This is a genomic window from Streptomyces sp. NPDC041124 (assembly GCF_055592385.1).
In genome coordinates, this window is record NZ_JBVIYR010000001.1 from 193,222 (window position 1) to 209,616 (window position 16,395).

At 71.3% G+C, this 16,395-nt stretch carries 14 protein-coding genes and 1 tRNA gene; 5 read left to right on the forward strand and 10 right to left on the reverse strand.

Features of this window, described 5'->3' with window-relative positions; all coding sequences use genetic code 11:
* Positions 1-160 precede the first annotated feature (160 nt).
* Together ACZ6A9_RS00945 and ACZ6A9_RS00950 are read right to left on the reverse strand one after the other, a co-directional pair.
* A tRNA-Met gene (locus tag ACZ6A9_RS00945) sits at positions 161-234 on the reverse strand.
* Positions 235-289: 55 nt separating this feature from the next.
* Entirely contained in the window at positions 290-3,220 is a 2,931-nt protein-coding gene (locus ACZ6A9_RS00950; RefSeq protein ID WP_468977913.1) for a UPF0182 family membrane protein, read from the reverse strand.
* A 164-nt stretch (positions 3,221-3,384) separates the two neighbouring features.
* Here ACZ6A9_RS00950 and ACZ6A9_RS00955 point away from each other — a divergent pair, with 164 nt between their 5' ends.
* Entirely contained in the window at positions 3,385-3,927 is a 543-nt protein-coding gene (locus ACZ6A9_RS00955; RefSeq protein WP_468976035.1) for a PPA1309 family protein, read from the forward strand.
* A gap of 9 nt (positions 3,928-3,936) precedes the next feature.
* Here the strand turns inward: ACZ6A9_RS00955 and ACZ6A9_RS00960 are convergent, their stop codons facing one another.
* The 4 genes from ACZ6A9_RS00960 to ACZ6A9_RS00975 all read right to left on the reverse strand — a co-directional run bounded on the left by ACZ6A9_RS00960 (position 3,937) and on the right by ACZ6A9_RS00975 (position 7,180).
* Complete coding sequence (locus tag ACZ6A9_RS00960) at positions 3,937-5,031, reverse strand: YlbL family protein (RefSeq protein WP_468976037.1); 1,095 nt, start codon at positions 5,029-5,031, stop codon at positions 3,937-3,939.
* A gap of 100 nt (positions 5,032-5,131) precedes the next feature.
* Complete coding sequence (locus ACZ6A9_RS00965; RefSeq protein ID WP_190097127.1) at positions 5,132-5,296, reverse strand: hypothetical protein; 165 nt, start codon at positions 5,294-5,296, stop codon at positions 5,132-5,134.
* Positions 5,297-5,450: 154 nt separating this feature from the next.
* Positions 5,451-5,909, reverse strand: coding sequence for a molybdenum cofactor biosynthesis protein MoaE (locus ACZ6A9_RS00970; RefSeq protein WP_468976040.1), 459 nt, complete (start codon positions 5,907-5,909; stop codon positions 5,451-5,453).
* 107 nt (positions 5,910-6,016) lie between these two features.
* The gene (locus tag ACZ6A9_RS00975) at positions 6,017-7,180 is read right to left on the reverse strand and encodes an SDR family oxidoreductase (RefSeq protein WP_468976042.1); all 1,164 of its coding nucleotides are present in this window, start codon (positions 7,178-7,180) and stop codon (positions 6,017-6,019) included.
* Between the two features lie 192 nt (positions 7,181-7,372).
* Here ACZ6A9_RS00975 and ACZ6A9_RS00980 point away from each other — a divergent pair, with 192 nt between their 5' ends.
* Entirely contained in the window at positions 7,373-8,815 is a 1,443-nt protein-coding gene (locus ACZ6A9_RS00980) for a zinc-dependent metalloprotease (RefSeq protein ID WP_468976044.1), read from the forward strand.
* On the forward strand, positions 8,812-9,339 hold the full coding sequence (locus ACZ6A9_RS00985) for an NUDIX hydrolase (RefSeq protein WP_468976046.1): 528 nt from the start codon (positions 8,812-8,814) through the stop codon (positions 9,337-9,339). The genes ACZ6A9_RS00980 and ACZ6A9_RS00985 overlap by 4 nt, the downstream gene beginning before the upstream one ends.
* 51 nt (positions 9,340-9,390) lie before the next feature.
* Here the strand turns inward: ACZ6A9_RS00985 and ACZ6A9_RS00990 are convergent, their stop codons facing one another.
* The 4 genes from ACZ6A9_RS00990 to ACZ6A9_RS01005 form a co-directional block, all read right to left on the reverse strand.
* Positions 9,391-10,146, reverse strand: a complete 756-nt coding sequence (locus ACZ6A9_RS00990) for an AIM24 family protein (protein WP_468976049.1) — start codon at positions 10,144-10,146, stop codon at positions 9,391-9,393.
* A 17-nt stretch (positions 10,147-10,163) separates the two neighbouring features.
* Positions 10,164-10,844 carry an AIM24 family protein gene (locus ACZ6A9_RS00995; protein WP_468976051.1) on the reverse strand — a complete coding sequence of 227 codons (681 nt, stop codon included), beginning with the start codon at positions 10,842-10,844 and terminating at the stop codon, positions 10,164-10,166.
* A gap of 10 nt (positions 10,845-10,854) precedes the next feature.
* Positions 10,855-12,567, reverse strand: coding sequence for a TerD family protein (locus ACZ6A9_RS01000; protein WP_468976053.1), 1,713 nt, complete (start codon positions 12,565-12,567; stop codon positions 10,855-10,857).
* Positions 12,568-12,705: 138 nt separating this feature from the next.
* Entirely contained in the window at positions 12,706-13,302 is a 597-nt protein-coding gene (locus ACZ6A9_RS01005) for a M48 metallopeptidase family protein (protein WP_468976055.1), read from the reverse strand.
* Positions 13,303-13,518: 216 nt separating this feature from the next.
* On the opposite strand from ACZ6A9_RS01005, the gene ACZ6A9_RS01010 reads away from it, so the two are divergent.
* Both ACZ6A9_RS01010 and ACZ6A9_RS01015 read left to right on the forward strand, forming a co-directional pair.
* A complete protein-coding gene (locus ACZ6A9_RS01010; RefSeq protein WP_468976057.1) occupies positions 13,519-14,766 on the forward strand; it encodes a ThiF family adenylyltransferase in 1,248 nt (415 codons plus the stop codon).
* Positions 14,759-16,126 carry an ABC1 kinase family protein gene (locus tag ACZ6A9_RS01015; RefSeq protein WP_468976059.1) on the forward strand — a complete coding sequence of 456 codons (1,368 nt, stop codon included), beginning with the start codon at positions 14,759-14,761 and terminating at the stop codon, positions 16,124-16,126. The genes ACZ6A9_RS01010 and ACZ6A9_RS01015 overlap by 8 nt, the downstream gene beginning before the upstream one ends.
* Positions 16,127-16,395 lie beyond the last annotated feature (269 nt).

Below are 16,395 nucleotides of genomic sequence, written 5' to 3' on the forward strand. Positions count from 1 at the left end.
TTTTGTCGACATGCCCACAGAGAGACAAGTCAAACACAGATCGGGCAACTCCCGTCGGCGGCAGGGCCGTCGACGGTCCAGGTACATGCGTTCACCCATCACAAAGGCCCGGACTCCGTTGGGAATCCGGGCCTTTGGTGTCGCGACTGCGCGACGTCAGTAGCGGGGACAGGATTTGAACCTGCGACCTCTGGGTTATGAGCCCAGCGAGCTACCGAGCTGCTCCACCCCGCGCCGTTGTGTTGCAACCGTAGCACGGCACGGGGTGGGCCTTTGACCAGCCCGCTCGCTAACCGCTGGGGCTCGCGGTGGCGCCGGGACTGCTCTGCGCGCCGCCGCCCCCTTCGGTCGACTGGGCCTCCTCGGCCCTGCGGAGCGCGTCCTCCAGGTCCTTCTGCGCCTTGCCGTAGGCCTCCCAGTCATTGTTCTTCAGGGCTTCCTGGCCGGCGTCGAACGCCTTCTGGGCGTCGTCCAGAGCCTTCTGGACCGAGGGGTCCTCGGTGGTGGGCGGTGGCGTGGTGCCCTCGTCCTCACCCGTTCCCTCGTCCTCGCCCGGTGGTGGCTCGACCGGCGTTCCCTCTCCCCCGAAGATTTTGTCCAGGGCCTGTTCGAGGGTGTCCTCGAACGCGGTCTGACCGCCGTAGGTCACCAGCACCTTCCGCAGCAGCGGGTACTTCAGTCCGCCACCGCGCACATACACCGGCTCCACGTAGAGCAGTCCCCCGTCGAGCGGGACGGTCAGGAGGTTGCCGTACTCGACCTCCGAGTCGCCGCCCCTCAGCAGCCTGATCGTCTCGGCGATGTCCTGCTGGGAGTTGAACTGGCTCTGGACCTGCTTCGGTCCGGAGACGGTCGTACTCGTCGGCAGCTTCAGGACTCTGATCTTCCCGTAGTCCTCGGTGCCGGGATCGGCGTTCACCGCCATGAAGGCGCTGAGGTTGTCACGTCCGTTGGGAGTGAACGTCGTGGTGAGCGAGAAGACCTGTTCCTGCTGGTCCGGCATCTTCATGCTCAGGTAGTACGGCGGCACCGCGTCGCCGGTCTTGTTCGTCGGGTCGTCCGGCACCTGCCACACCTCGCTGCCGGAGAGGAACGTGTTGGCGTCCTTCACGTGGTAGCGGGTCAGCAGTTCGCGCTGCACCTTGAACAGGTCCTGCGGGTAGCGCAGGTGCGCCATCAGGTCGCCCGAGATCTCCTTCTTCGGTTCCACCGTGCCCGGGAACGCCTTCATCCACGTCTTGAGGACCGGGTCCTTGGTGTCCCACTGGTAGAGCTTGACCTCGCCGCTGTACGCGTCGACGGTCGCCTTCACCGAGTTGCGGATGTAGTTGACCTGGTTCTGCTGGGCCACCACCGCACGCTGGTCGTTGGTGGCGGTCAGCGAGTCGGCCGTGGTGTCACCGAGGGTCGTCCGCGAGGCGTACGGATAGCCGTTGGTCGTGGTGTAGGCGTCGACGATCCACTGGATCCGGCCGTCCACCACCGCCGGGTAGGCGTCGCCGTCGATGGTCAGCCACGGGGCGATCGCCTCGACGCGCTCCTTGGGCGTGCGGTTGTACAGGATCCGCGAACCGTCACCGATCGCGCCGGAGTACAGGATCTGCGGCTCGCTGAACGCGACCGCGTACGCCGCCCGGTTGACCGGGTTGGCGAGGTTGACCCCGCTGTCGCCCTTGTAGCTGTACGTCTTCTCGCCGCTGTCGTCGGAGTAGTCGATCTCCTTCTGGGGACCGCCGACGATCGAGTACGTCGTCGTCCGCTCGCCGTAGTAGACGCGCTGCTCGTACTCGCCCAGCTCGCCCTTGGACGGCAGGTCCGACTCAGTGAACGCCGGACGGCCGCCGGCGTCGGCGGTGGTGCCCTCCGCGGCGACGACACCGTAGCCGTGGGTGTAGCGGAAGTGGTCGTTGATCCAGTTCCGCTTCGGGATGCCGTTGTAGTTCAGCTCGCGCAGGCCGATGACCGTGTCCTGCTCCTTGCCGTCGATCATGTACCGGTCGACGTCCAGGTTGGTCGGGAACGCGTAGTAGTTCCTGATCTGCTGGAGCTGCTGGAAGGTCGGCGAGACGACGTTCGGGTCCATGATGCGGATGCTCGCCGCGTCGTCGACGTCCTTGCGCAGCTTGGTCGCGTCCTCGGTCTGCGCCGTGCCCGGGTACTCGGTGACCTGCGAGTCGTTGATCCCGTAGGCCTCACGCGTGGCCTTGAGGTTCTTCTCGACGTACGGCGCTTCCTTGGCCTGCTCGTTCGGCTGGACCTGGAACTTCTGCACGATCGCCGGGTACAGGCCGCCGATCAGGATCGCCGACAGCACCATCAGGCCGAAACCGATCACGGGCAGCTGCCAGGTGCGCCGCCACAGGGTGGCGAAGAACAGCAGCGCGCAGATCACGGCGATGCAGAACAGGATCGTCTTGGCCGGCAGATACGCGTTCGCGTCGACGTACCTCAGGCCCGTCCAGCTGTCGGTCGCCTTGAAGTCGCTGGACTTCACCGCCAGTCCGTACCGGTCGAGCCAGTACGCGACCGCCTTCAGCGTGACGAACACGCCGAGGAGCACCGACAGGTGCCCGGTGGCCGCCGCGGTCGCACGCGCGCCCGGGCTGGTGATGCGCAGCCCGCCGTACAGGTAGTGGGTGAGCGCGGCGGCGATCAGCGCCAGGATCGTGGCGGCGAAGCCGAAGCCCAGCATGAAGCGGTACCACGGCAGGTCGAAGGCGTAGAAGGAGACGTCGAGGTTGAACTGCGGGTCCTTCTGGCCGAACGCCACGCCGTTGACCCACATCAGCCAGGTCCGCCACTGGCCGGACGCCGAAGCGCCGGCGATCAGACCGACCAGCGCGGTGATGCCGAGCAGCAGCCACTTCTTGTACGGGGCGATGCCCATCCGGTACCGGTCGAGGTTCTGCTGCTCCATCGACATGGCGCTCAGCGGCGGCCGCATGCGGTGGGCCAGCCAGATGTTGAAACCGACCGCCAGGGCCATCAGGAGACCGAAGACGAAGAACAGCCCGATCTTGGTCCACAGGGTCGTCGTGAAGACGGACGAGTAATGGACCGAGCGATACCACAGCCAGTCCGTCCAGAAGCCCGCGAACATGGTGAACACCATGCCGAGGACGGCCAGGACGCCCAGTGTCATCAGCAGGGTCCGGACCCGCCGGGACGGGCGGCCCACTCTGATCCGTGGCCCCGTCGGGCCTCCGCCGCGGTCCGGCATCTGGAAAGCCAAGGTAGGCACCTCGAAAGTCGCTGTCGATTCGTCAGGCCCGCGGTTCCACGGACCGTGTGTGGCCCCCCGTGATCGCGGGCCCACACCTATGCAACTTACCTACGCTTTACTCGGTTCCCGATTCCGGCAAGGAACGAGAGAGGATTGTGACCATGTCCAACACACCCATGGCCGCGAACCCGCTCACCCGGGCCGTACTCGAGATCGACGAGTACGCCTCCGGGCTCGGCTGGGACCAGCCCGCTCGCCTGTTCGCCCTCGTCGACACCGCCCGGCTGCGGGCCGAGCAGCCCTCGCTCGCGGGCCGTCTCGGCACCGGCGGCGAGCAGGAGACCACCGCCTACACCCCGATCGAGCAGGACAGGATTCCGGCGGGCAAGCCGCTCGACGAGTTCCTGGGCACCATCGCCTGGCCCGAGGCGGTGGCCGGCTGCGCCCTGACCGTGGAGCGTCTGATGCTGCCCCCGTCGGCGGAGGCCCAGGTCCCGAAGGACCTCGGTGAGGCCGCGCTGACCAAGTGGGTGGCCCAGCACCCGGAGCGTCAGGAGGTCCGCATGACGGTCGCGGTGCTGCGCGACGGCGCCCGCGAGTCCGCGCTGCGGCTGCGCGAGAAGGACTCCCCCACGGAGGTCCTCACCGGCTCCGATCTGGTGCCGGGTCTGGCGGAGGCGCTGACGGCGACGTTCGCGGAGTAGGCCCGTCGGTCAGGACGCCGTGCACGCCGGCAGGCCGGCGGTGTCGCCGGAGCGGATGTCCTCCAGCGCGCCCAGGGCGTCGTCGATGGTGTCCACCTTCACCAGGGTGAGGCCCTCGGGGACGTCCCTGGCGGCGGACGCGCAGTTGGCGGCGGGCGTGAGGAAGTACTCGGCGCCCTTGTCGCGCGCGCCGACCGTCTTCATCTCGATCCCGCCGATCGGCCCGACCTTGCCGTCGTCGCCGATGGTGCCGGTCCCGGCGACGAACGCGCCGCCGGTCAGGCTGCCCGGGGTGAGCTTGTCGTAGATGCCGAGGGCGAACATCAGGCCCGCGCTCGGCCCGCCCACGTCGGCGAGCTTGATGTCGATGCTGAACGGGAAGGTGTGGTCGGTCCCGGCGGAGATCCCGACGATGGCGCGCTTCTCGCCGGAGTCGTCGGACGTCGCGGTGGTGATGGTGACCTTCTCGGTCTTCTCCGGCGCCCGCTTCTCCTTCTCCGCGGCGGCCTGCTCCTTGGCGGGGACGATCGTGAAGACGACGTCCTCGCCGGGCTTGTGCTCGGTCACCAGATCCGCGACGTCGGCCGGCTCCTTCACGGCCGTGCCGTCGACACTCTTGATCACGTCGCCCGCGTGCAGCTTGCCCTCGGCCGGCGACCCCTTGACCACCGTCGCGACGATCACCCACGACTCCACCGGGACGTCCAGCGCCTTCAGCGCCGCGACCTTGGCGCTCTCCTGGGACTGGCTGAACTCCTCGGCGTTCTCCTGGGTGGACTCCTCCTCCGTCTTGCCGTCGGGGTAGAGGGTCTCGTGCGGCACGACCTTGCTGTCGTGCGCCAGCCATCCGTACACGGCCTCGACGAGGTTCATCCGGTAGTCGGCGCCGGTGACGCGCACCGTCGTCATGTTGAGGTGACCGTCCGCGGGATAGGTCTTGCGGCCGGCGATGTTCAGCACCGGCTCCCCGTCGTGCTCGCCGAGCGTGTTCACCGTCGGCCCCGGCGACATCTCCGCGTACGGCACGGGGATGAAGACTCCCGTGCACAGCAGCGCGATCAGCATCAGGGTGGAGGCGAGCATCGTCGCGGTGCGGCGTGGCATGCCTCGACAGTACGGGACCGGCCTGTCGGCGCACCGTCAGGGCCGCCCGGACGGGCGGCCCCTGCCCTGCTGTCCGCCGCGACCTGCTGTTCTCCCGCTCTCAGCGATCCGAGCGCGGTTTCTCCATGGCCTCGCGGAACCGGGCGTAACCGATGAGTTCGGGCCCGTCGCTGCGGACCTTGCGGGTCCTGTTGGCCCAACTGCCCCACAGCCCCGCTCCGATCGCGGCCACCAGCGGAATCAGCAACCAGGCGAGAGCCCCCATGCCGACCTCCCAACCATGAGCGTCCGCAAATGACTGATCAGCAGATTAACCATCCGCAGTGACAACGCTCACCTCGGGGGTGGGGTTCCGCAACCGGACGTCCCGCCGCCGCTCCGGCCGGTCCCCGCAGCGGAACGGCGCGCCGCCCCGCCCCCTACACGCCGACCCACTCCTCGGTGCCGTCGGAGAACGTCTGGTGCTTCCAGATCGGCACCTCGTGCTTGAGGTCGTCGATCAGTTTCCGGCAGGCCTCGAAGGCCTCCCCCCGGTGCGGGCACGACACGCCGACGACCACGGCGAGGTCGCCGACCTCGAGATCGCCCACACGGTGGACGGCGGCGAGCGCCCGGACGGGGTACTCGGCGACGATCTTCCCCGCGATCCGCCGCATCTCGTCCTCGGCGCTGGGATGACACGAATAGCCGAGCGCGTCGACGTCCGCGCCGCCGTCGTGGTTGCGCACGGTCCCCACGAAGAGCGCCGTCCCGCCGGCCGCGTCGTCCCCGACCGCCCCGAGGACCTCGTCCACCGACAGCGGCGTGTCCCGGATCGCGATCAGCCTGATCGCGTCCTGTGCCGCCTGCTCACCCGGGTGATCGTGCGTGGATGCCATGGCACCATCGTGCCCCACCGCGGCGGCGGCGCGGAACAGAGCCGCCGCCCGGCACCCGCGGGCGGCCGCTCCGGAGCCTCGTCCGGGGACCGGCCCGGCGCCGGCGGTCAGATGCGCCGGCGTGCCTTCCTGGCCCGGCGCACCACCGCGGCCGCGCCCAGCAGGGCCACCGTCGCGCCCGCCGCGCCCGCGGCCGTCGCGTCCTTGCGGCCCAGCCGCCGGCCGGCGACCGTGTGCCGGCCGGCCACCTCCTCCAGCAGCTCCTCGAGCACCTCCTCGTTGGTGTGCGCGGGCCGCCACCCGGCGTCGTACAGCCTGCTCCCGCTGACCACCCAGGGGTACATCGTGTACGCCAGGTCCCCGGCCGGGGACGGGGTGAGCCCGATCCGGTGGAGCCGGGCCGCCGCGCCGAGCGCGACCGCCGACGGCAGCTCCATCCGCCGGATGCCGCTGAGCTCCTCGACCTCCTCCTGCTCCAGCCAGCCGTCGCAGCCGACGACCAGCTCGCCCTCGACCTTCTCCAGCACGGCGTATTCCAGAGCGCTGCACAGGTCGTCGACGTGGCAGAACTGCCAGGCAGGCCGCGATCCGGCCACCACCAGCAGCCGAGGCGACTCGAAGTACCTGGTCAGTGCGGTGTCGGTGCCCCCGACCAGCACGGCGGGGCGGACCACGGTGACGTTGAGTCCGGGGTGCGCGCGGGGGGCCCGGCGCGCCAGCCGCTCGATCTCCAGGAGGTCGCCGACGCCGGTGGCCTCCGCGGTGGCGCGCAGTTCCGCGTCCTCGGACAGCGGCAGCCCGTTGTCCGGCAGCGCCCCGTAGACCATCGTCGAGGTGCACAGCACCACCCGGTGCACTCCGGCCGCGGCGGCCGCGGTCAGCACGGTCTGGGTGCCCCGGACGTTGTAGGCCGTCCGGGCGGCGGCGTCGGACTCCAGATCGAGGTCGAGCGCCAGGTGGACCACCACGTCGGCCCCGCGCAGCTTGTCCGCGATGGCCGGGTCCCGTACGTCCAGGATGTGCCAGAGCGCCTCGTCGCACTCGCCGCGCCGTTCGTCGAGGGCGACGACCTGCCTGATCTCCTCCGACGCGGCGAGCCGCGCGGTGAGCAGCGCGCCGACACCCGACGCGGCTCCGGTGACGGCGACGACGGGCCCGCGCGGCACGGTCGTCCTTTCGGCGTCCTGGGCGGCCGTCGAGGGTCGGTGGTCGGGTGACGGGCGCGCCGACTCGTTTCGCGCTGCGCGAACCTGCGGATCTGGGGAACTCACCGGGCGTCTCCAGCGGTTGTCTTCAGTACGAGCGCGAGCGACGCGTGCGTACCAGGTGGCATCCATCCTGCCGCAGGCCTTCTGTCGGCGAAGCACCGAGGCCCGAACCGCTCCAGGTGTCTACGCTGGGTGGTGTTGTCGGGCAGCCGTGCCGCCGGAAAGAACCGGTGGCCCTACAAGCCGAGGAATCCCGTGAGTGACACCCCATTCGGATTCGGCCTTCCGCCGGAGGAGCCGGACGACGGCGACGAGGGCAAGAAGAAGGACCCGCAGAGCGGCGGTGGTCAGGGCCCGGCCAACCCGTTCGGTTTCGGCATGCCCGGAGCCGGAGGCTTGGGCGGCCCGGGCGCGGACAATCCGTTCGCCGCGATGTTCGGGTCGCTGAACCCGGGCGACCTGGGGGCCGCGTTCCAGCAGCTGGGCCAGATGCTCTCCTACGAGGGCGGGCCCGTGAACTGGGACATGGCCAAGCAGATCGCCCGCCAGACGGTCTCCCAGGGGACAGCCGGGGGCTCGAAGGACGCGAGCGTCGGCCCTGCGGACCGCAAGGCCGTGGAGGACGCCGTTCGCCTGGCCGACCTGTGGCTGGACGACGCCACCTCGCTGCCGTCGGGCGCCAACTCCGCCGTGGCCTGGAGCCGCGCGGAGTGGGTCGAGGCCACCCTGCCGGCCTGGCGTGAGCTGGTCGACCCGGTCGCCGAGCGCGTCGGGAACGCGATGGGTGACGTCCTGCCGGAGGAGATGCAGGCCATGGCCGGCCCGCTGATCGGCATGATGCGCTCCATGGGCGGCGCCATGTTCGGCACGCAGATCGGGCAGGCCGTCGGCGTGCTCGCCGGGGAGGTCGTCGGTTCGTCCGACATCGGTCTTCCGCTGGGCCCGGCCCGCCGTGCCGCGCTGCTGCCGCTGAACATCGAGGCCTTCGGCAAGGACCTGGGCGTCCCGCAGGAGGAGGTGCGGCTGTACCTCGCCCTGCGCGAGGCCGCCCACCAGCGTCTGTTCGCGCACGTGCCGTGGCTGCGCTCGCACCTGTTCGGCGCGGTCGACGGTTACGCCCGCGGGATCAAGGTCGACACCGGCAAGCTGGAGGACGTGGTCGGCCAGTTCGATCCGCAGAATCCGGAGCAGCTCCAGGAGGCGCTCCAGCAGGGCATGTTCCAGCCGGAGGACACGCCGGAGCAGAAGGCGGCCCTGGCCCGTCTGGAGACGGCGCTGGCCCTCGTCGAGGGCTGGGTCGACGCGGTGGTGCACGCGGCCGCCAAACCGAGGCTGTCCTCGGCCGACGCGCTGCGCGAGACCCTGCGCCGCCGTCGCGCCTCGGGCGGTCCCGCCGAGCAGACGTTCGCCACGCTGATCGGTCTGGAACTGCGTCCGCGCCGGCTGCGCGACGCCTCGCGGCTGTGGGCCTCGCTCACCGACGCGCGCGGAGTCGACGGCCGGGACGCCCTGTGGGCGCACCCGGACATGCTGCCGACGGCCACCGACCTGGACGATCCGGACGGGTTCGTGCACCGCGAGCAGATCGACTTCTCCGAGTGGGACAAGATGCTCGGCGAGGCCGCAGACAAGCCCGACCTCAAGAAGAAGGACGAGGGCGACGGCGACGGCGACAGCAAGGGCGACGGCACCGAGTGAGCCTGTACGACGACGCGGTCCTCGTGCTCAAGGGCTACGGGGACCAGCCGGAGCTGCGCCAGGCCTACCTGGACCACCTCGCCGCGCATCCGGACGGCATGTGGAAGGCCTGCCAGGCGGGCCACGTCACCGCGAGCGCCCTGGTCGTCGACCCGGAGCGCGGCCGGGTGCTGCTCACCCTGCACCGGAAGCTGCGGATGTGGCTCCAGATGGGCGGCCACTGCGAGCCCCAGGACGCCTCCCTCGCCCAGGCGGCACTGCGGGAGGCCACGGAGGAGTCCGGCATCCGGGGTCTCACCCTCCTGGCGGGCGGGCCCGTCCGTCTGGACCGGCATCCGATCCCGGCGCCCTGCCACTGGCACTTCGACGTCCAGTACGCGGCCGTGGCCGCGCCGGACGCGGCGCACGCGATCAGCGACGAGTCCCTCGACCTGCGCTGGTTCCCCTACGACGAGATCGCGGACGTGGCCGACGCGTCGGTCCTGCGTCTGCTGGAGGCGGCCCGGTCGAGGCTGGGCGCCTGACACGCGTGTGCGGGGCGGCCGCCGGGCGGCCGCCCCGCACAGCCGCACCGGTCAGCTCCAGACGTTGCCCTGGTTCTGGCCGCGGGCGCCCTGCTGCCCCATGCCGTACTGGGCGGCGAGGCCCGAGCCGACCTGGGCGTTCTGCGGCGGCAGCAGCTCGCTGGGCTGGACGAGCGCGAAGCCGCTGCCCATGAAGCTGAGCTCCCAGCCCTCACCCGTGCTGCCACGGCGCCGCCACACTCCCGAGGAGTGGGTCTGGGCCTGCATCTGCACCCGCAGCGAGGTGGACCAGGCGACGATGGCGTCGGCGTCGCAGTTGACGTACTTGTCCGGCGTCACCTGCATGAGCAACGGCATGCCCGAGGTCATCAGGGCGACCTTGCCGCTGCCGGTGATGTTGAGCTGGTACTTCCCGGAGCCGGAGATGCCGTACAGGCTGTCCACGGCGATGACCTCGTGGTGCAGCGAGGAGTCCATGGCCAGCACATAGCTGCTGTCGACCGTCAGCCCGTCGTGGTCCACGTCCATGATGTGGATGCGCTGGGCGAGGTTGGCGAGGTAGACCGTGCCCTGGCCGTGGCAGCGCATCAGGTCGAGGCCCTCACCGGTGCGCGCCCGCGTGCGGGAGGCACTGCTGCTCTGGAACTCGGCGTCGAACTCCATGAGCCCCTGATAGGCGACCATGCTGCCCTTGCGGGCGAGGACGTCGTCGTGGCCCTCCAGGGCGACGCGGAGCATCTGCTGGTTCTGCAGGCTCCAGCGCTCCTGGGTCTGCTGGTCGTTGAAGGCGAAAAGCGGGCTCTGCATGATGTGGTTGCTCCCCCTCAGCCCCGGACCCGGAGACGGTCGGTGCTGTCCTCACTGGGCTGGACGACGACGATGCCCTGACCGGAGAAGGCCATCTGGTAGGCCTCACCGCTGCCGCGGCCGATCAGCGACTGGGCGCGGAAGCTGCGCTTGCCCTTCACCTTGAGGTTCGGGGACCAGGCGACCAGGGCGTCCGGGTCGACGTACGTCTCGTCGTCGCCGCCACCGCAGTCCACGACGATCGGCTTGCCGCGCGAGGTCAGCGCGACCCAGCCCTGACCGGAGATCTTGGTGTTCCACAACCCCTGTCCGGCGAACTTCGCCAGGCCCTTGACCCGCTCCACACCCCAGGTGAGGTGGGCGTCGAAGGCGAGCAGGTTGGTGGCGTTGACGGAGATGCCGTCGCCGTTGAGGTTGATCACGACGACGTTGGCGCCGTAGTCGGCGAGGTAGAGCAGGCCGTCGCCGGAGCACTTCATCAGCGGCGCGCCCTCGCCGGTCATCCAGTCCTTGGCGATCTGGCGCACGGCCGGCGGGTTGGGCTCGTACTGGACGAACCCCTCGTAGGCGACCATCGAACCCACGCGCGCGAGGAGGTCGTTGCCGGTCTGCATGGCGACCTTCAGCATGTGGTTGCCGTGGTTCTCCATGCGCGCGGTGACGGGGGCGGGGGCGAAGCCCGCGAGTGGCTGGTTCATGACGGGCTCCTCAGATCTCGTACGGCTGGACGACGATGAAGTTGCCGGGTGCGCCCCGGAACTGCAGGTTGACGCTCTCCCCGGTGTCGCCGGGGTAGGAGTTGCGCCGCATCCGCACCTGGCTGGAGACGACCACCTGGGAGGCGGCCGACCAGGCGACCACGGCGTTGCAGTCGGCGAAGGTGGTCGGTGTGACGGGGAGGACCACGGGCGTGCCGTGGGTCTTGACGACGATCGTGCCGGTGCCCTGGAACTGCATCGTGAACAGGGCGCCGCCGGGGATGCCGTGGCCCTCGATGCGGCGGACCTCGTACTGGAGGCCCTCGTCGAAGGCGAGGACGTTCTCCGCGGAGACGCACACGGCGTCGCCCTGGAGCTCGATCGGGTGCAGCATCGTGGAGTCCTCGGCGAAGAACACCTGGCCCTGGCCGGTGCAGCGCATCAGCTGCATCTCCTGGCCGGTGGCGTTGCCCACGATGCGGCCGGAGAAGCCGGCGCCCTTGTAGCCGAAGTCGACCTTGCCCTGATAGAGCACCATGCTGCCCTGCCGGGCCAGCACGGGCTGCCCGCCGATGCCGAGGTCCGCGCGGACGAGCTTCTTGTTCTGCTGCGTCCAGCGCTGCCCGGTGGGCGTCTCCTTGAACTGCTGGAGCGCGCCGAGGACGCCGGGGGCCTGCGGTGCCCCCTGCGGGGCGCCGTACGGGGCCTGCTGGTGAGGCACCTGGGCGGGAGGGGGCTGCTGCCCGTAGCCCGGAGGAGGCGTGGGTCCGCCGCCGTAGCCGGGCGGCGGCGGGGGTGCCTGCGGTGCCTGGGGCTGTCCGTATCCCGGGGGCGGCGGGGCGGTCTGGCCGTACGGCGGCGGCTGCTGGCCGAAGGGCGCGGGGGCCGGGGCGGGAGGCGGTACCGGGGAGCCACCGGGCGGGGTGTGCAGGGGTGCGACGATCGTCGGCGCGGAGTGCACCGGCGGGACGGAGGGCGCGGGGGCCGGCGGCGGGGTGGCGCCCGGAGGCGGCGCGAAGCCCTGCGCGGCGGGCTGCGGAGCGGGGGCCGGGGCGGGCGAGGGAGCGGGCGGGGGCGGGATGGGCGCGCCGCCGCCGGGTACGCCGAACGCGGGAGGCGCGGCGGCCTGGGCGGGCGGTGCGAAACCGGGCGCGGCGGCATCGGCCTGCGGCGGCTGCGGGTCGGCCGGCTCGTCCTCGGCCACCTCGCCGCCGAAGTTCCTCAGCAGCGCGTCGAGCCCGCCGTCGAAGCCCTGTCCGACCGCGGCGAACCGCCACACGTCCTTGAAGTAGAAGTCGCCGAGCATCACGGCCCGCTCGGTGGAGAACTCCGAGCCGCTGAAGGGGTACCGGGCCACTTCCTCGCCGCCCGCGACGATACGGATGTAGCCGGGGCCGACCTGCGACATCTGCCCGGCGCCGTCGAGCGTCGCCGTGAAGGACAGCTTCCTGATCTGCTGCGGGATCCGGTCCAGCGTCACGCGGAAGGATTCGGTGTCGCCCGCCTGGGCGCCCAGGAGCTGAACGGACTCCTCGGGGGACTTCGGCTGGTTGTAGAAGATGAAGTACCGGTCGTCCGAGAGCCGCTCGTCGGCGTCGAGACCGAAGCAGCTGATGTCGAAGTTCAGCCCCGGGCCGGAGATCTGCACGCCTACGTACAGATCCGTGCCCGCGGTCAGATCACTGATCCTGGCCTTGTGGCCGCGCTGGAATTCCCTGGCCATGCGTACGACCGTCCCCCATCCCGAATGTGAGTGCGTCGCGCCAGGCTAACGGCAAACACCGACACCGGATGATGTCGGTACAGACCCGGTACACAACGCGTACAGGGGCCTACGGTGCGCTCACGCGCGGGCGGACGCTCACGCGTCACGGGCACCCGGGAGGTGCGGCAGCCGCTCCGCCGCGACCACGCCCTCGAGGTAGCCGCGGGCCCGCTCGGTCCTCGGGTACGCCTCCAGCAGCCGCCAGAAGCGGGGCCCGTGTCCGGGCACCAGCAGATGCGCCAGTTCGTGGCAGAGCACGTAGTCGACGACGTACTCGGGCATGCCCTGCAGCCGGTGGGACAGGCGGATGCTGCCCTCGGAGGGGGTGCACGAGCCCCAGCGGGTGTTCTGGTTGGTGACCCAGCGCACGGAGGCGGGCCTGGCCCGCCCGTCGAAGTACTGGCCCGACAGCCGCCGGGCGCGCTCGGCGAGCTCCGTGTCGTCGAGGGTGCGCCGGCTCTCCTGGGCGGCCAGCTTGTCGAGCATGACGTTCACCCAGCGCTGCTCCTCCGCCTCGGACATCCGGGCGGGGATGAGCACGACGGTGCGATCGCCCTCGCGGTACGCGGAGACCGTCCTGCGTCGACGGGCGCTCCTGCGGACCTCGATCGCGCTCGCCCTCGAGCCGTTCGTCGGCTGGCTCGTCGTGCTGCGCTGTGACGTTCCGGCGCGGTGCAGTGGGTCGGCGGGCACGCCCCGACGTTACCCGCTGCGCACGGGGAAGTCTTGGCTCCGGGACGCTTCCGTGGCGATCCCCTCACCGAGCGCCGGATTCATACGATGAATTCGGGCGTCTGTGGACAACTTTCGACGGCCTCCGGCCCGTCCGTGCATGCTGTCACGCGTGGCCCGAGTGCGGACGGACTCGGCCACCCCACGGGAACGAACCTGGACATACGGGGGCCAGTCATGCATCCGATGGTCAAGCCCGCGCTCAGGCGCGGCTGGCGTGATCTCAACACCGTACAGTTCGGGATGACACCGGCGCACGCCCTGACGGTGGGTCCCGTGGACACGGCCACGGGCAGCTTCCTCGACCTGCTCGACGGCACCCGCGGTCTGGAGCTTCTGCGCGAGGAGGGACGGCGCATGGACCTGCCCGACGGTCACGCCGACCGGCTCGTGCGGCGGCTTTCGCGGGCCGGGCTGCTGGACGACTCCCGGGGCGGCGGACCGGCCGGGGAGGCCCTGCGCGGCAAGCCGGAGGTGCTCGAGCGGCTCCGCCCGGACCTGGCCTCCCTCAGCCTGACCACCTCCGAGCCCGGCGACCCGCTCCGCCGGCTGGCGGCGCGTCGCAGCATGCGGGTGCAGGTGAGGGGCGCGGGCCGGGTCGGCGCGGGGGTCGCGGCGCTGCTGTCGGCGGCCGGTGTGGGCGAGGTGCTGGTGCGTGACGTGGGCCGGGTGGAACCGTGGGACGTCGCGCCGGGCGGGCTGCCCTGTGAGGCCGTCGGCGAGCGCCGGGAGGAGGCGGCCCGCCGCGCGGTGCGCCGGGCGGCACCGGACCGGCCGCCGCGCGGCACCGCCCGGTCACCCCTCGAGGAGGGCGACCCCGGTTACTCCCTGGTGGTCCTCGCCCCGCGGGACGATGTCGCCGTGCACGCGCCCGATCCGTCGGCCGTCGAGCCCCTCCTCGCCTCCGGCACGCCCCATCTCTACGCCGGGGTGGTGGAGGCGACCGGTGTGGCGGGTCCGCTGGTGCTGCCCGGGGAGACGGGCTGCGCGGGCTGTCTCCAGCAGGACCGTGTCGACCGGGACCCGACATGGCCCCGGCTGGCCGCCCAGTGGCGTTCCGGCCGCCGGCGCCGGGCCGGCGCCTGCGATGTGACGCTGGCCATGACGGTGGCGGGGCTGGCGGCCGCCCACGCGCTCGCCTTCCTGGACGGTCTGGTCCCGTCCACGGCCGGCGCGCGCTGGGAGGTGTCCCTGCCCGGCCTGCACTGGCACGCCCGGCCGGTGTGGCCCCACACCGCCTGCCCCTGCGGAGCGGCCGGAAGGGGTCCGCGGGAGGGGACGGGGAGCGGCCCGGGCGAAGGTAAGCGAGAACACACCGGGGACGGGGCGTCCCGCGCGACAATGGCCGTGCAAGGGCCGCCGGACCAGTGTCCCCGTCAGGCGGACGCGGAGCGGCCGGCAGGTACTTGGAGGGCGCATGTCTGATCTTCCCCGGAAGGCGGTCACCCGGACCGCGAAACTGGCCGCGCTCCCGCTCGGCTTCGCCGGGCGGGCGACCTGGGGGCTCGGCAAGCGGATCGTGGGCGAGTCCGCGGAGATCGTCGGCCGCGAGCTCCAGCAGCGCACCGCCGAGCAGCTGTTCAAGGTCCTCGGCGAGCTCAAGGGCGGGGCGATGAAGTTCGGCCAGGCCCTGTCGGTCTTCGAGTCGGCCCTGCCGGAGGAGGTCGCCGGCCCCTACCGAGCGGCACTGACGAAGCTTCAGGAGGCAGCCCCGCCGATGCCGACCGGCACCGTCCACGCGGTGCTCGGTCAGCGGCTCGGCGAGGACTGGCAGGAGCTGTTCCTGGAGTTCCAGGACAAGCCGGCCGCGGCCGCGTCGATCGGCCAGGTGCACCGCGCGGTGTGGCACGACGGCCGCGAGGTGGCGGTCAAGGTGCAGTACCCGGGCGCCGGGGAGGCCCTGCTGTCCGACCTGAACCAGCTGAGCCGCTTCGCCCGGCTGCTGGGTCCGCTCATTCCCGGCATGGACGTCAAGCCGCTGATCACGGAGCTCAGGGACCGTGTGTCGGAGGAGCTGGACTACGGCCTGGAGGCGCAGGCCCAGCGGGCCCACGCCGAGGAGTTCGCCGGCGATCCCGATGTCGTGGTGCCGGGCGTGGTCCATCAGTGCGAACAGGTACTGATCACCGAGTGGATGGAGGGCATCCCGCTGTCGGAGATCATCTCCGGCGGCACCGCTGCACAGCGCGACCGGGCCGGCCAGCTCCTGGCCCGTTTCCTGTTCTCCGGCCCCGCCCGCACCCGTCTGCTCCACGCCGATCCCCATCCGGGCAACTTCCGTCTGCTGCCGGGCGGGCCGGACGGAGAGGACGACTGGCGCCTGGGTGTACTGGACTTCGGCACCGTCGACCGGCTCCCCGGCGGCCTGCCCGCCCCCATCGGCGAAGCGCTGCGCATGACACTGGACGGCGAGGCGGAAGCGGTCTACGAGATGCTCTGCGCGGAGGGCTTCGTCAAGGAGTCGATCGAGCTGGACCCCGACGCGGTCCTCGACTACCTGCTGCCGATCATCGAACCGGCCCGGGCCGACGAGTTCACCTTCACCCGCGGATGGATGCGCAGCCAGGCCGCCCGGATAGCCGACCCCCGCTCCCCCGCCTACCAGCTGGCCAAGCAGCTCAATCTGCCCCCGGCCTACCTGCTGATCCACCGGGTGACGCTGAGCACGATCGGTGTGCTCTGCCAGCTCGGGGCGACGGTACGGCTGCGGGACGAGCTGGAGGAGTGGCTGCCGCTGTTCGTCCCCGAGGAGCCGGTGGAGGAGGAACCCGCCGCGGAGGCATGACCGGCACGGCCGGTGAACCGCGCGCCCCCGGAAGCGGGGCAGTACCGACGGGCGCCGTCCTCCACGGAGAGGGTCGAGGTCGGCTGCGGGGCCATGGCGCGGATGCCGCAGCGGGCGCACACCAGCGGCTCCCGCTCCACCGCGGGACCGTCGTCACCGCCATCGGAACGACTCGTCACCCGGCGACAGTAACGCCGTCGCGAACGGGGTGCCCGGCGCAACGCACCGCGGGGGCCGGTCCGTTGACACGGACCGGCCCCCGGAAGAAG

Bases quoted from the DNA above. Each gene is read 5' to 3' on its own strand.
- ACZ6A9_RS00955 (WP_468976035.1), top strand. From the start codon at position 3,385: ATGTCCAACACACCCATGGCCGCGAACCCGCTCACCCGGGCCGTACTC.
- ACZ6A9_RS01010 (WP_468976057.1), top strand. From the start codon at position 13,519: ATGCATCCGATGGTCAAGCCCGCGCTCAGGCGCGGCTGGCGTGATCTC.
- ACZ6A9_RS00950 (WP_468977913.1), bottom strand. From the start codon at position 3,220: ATGCCGGACCGCGGCGGAGGCCCGACGGGGCCACGGATCAGAGTGGGC.
- ACZ6A9_RS00990 (WP_468976049.1), bottom strand. From the start codon at position 10,146: ATGCAGAGCCCGCTTTTCGCCTTCAACGACCAGCAGACCCAGGAGCGC.
- ACZ6A9_RS01015 (WP_468976059.1), top strand. From the start codon at position 14,759: ATGTCTGATCTTCCCCGGAAGGCGGTCACCCGGACCGCGAAACTGGCC.
- ACZ6A9_RS01000 (WP_468976053.1), bottom strand. From the start codon at position 12,567: ATGGCCAGGGAATTCCAGCGCGGCCACAAGGCCAGGATCAGTGATCTG.
- ACZ6A9_RS00970 (WP_468976040.1), bottom strand. From the start codon at position 5,909: ATGGCATCCACGCACGATCACCCGGGTGAGCAGGCGGCACAGGACGCG.
- ACZ6A9_RS00960 (WP_468976037.1), bottom strand. From the start codon at position 5,031: ATGCCACGCCGCACCGCGACGATGCTCGCCTCCACCCTGATGCTGATC.
- ACZ6A9_RS00995 (WP_468976051.1), bottom strand. From the start codon at position 10,844: ATGAACCAGCCACTCGCGGGCTTCGCCCCCGCCCCCGTCACCGCGCGC.
- ACZ6A9_RS00965 (WP_190097127.1), bottom strand. From the start codon at position 5,296: ATGGGGGCTCTCGCCTGGTTGCTGATTCCGCTGGTGGCCGCGATCGGA.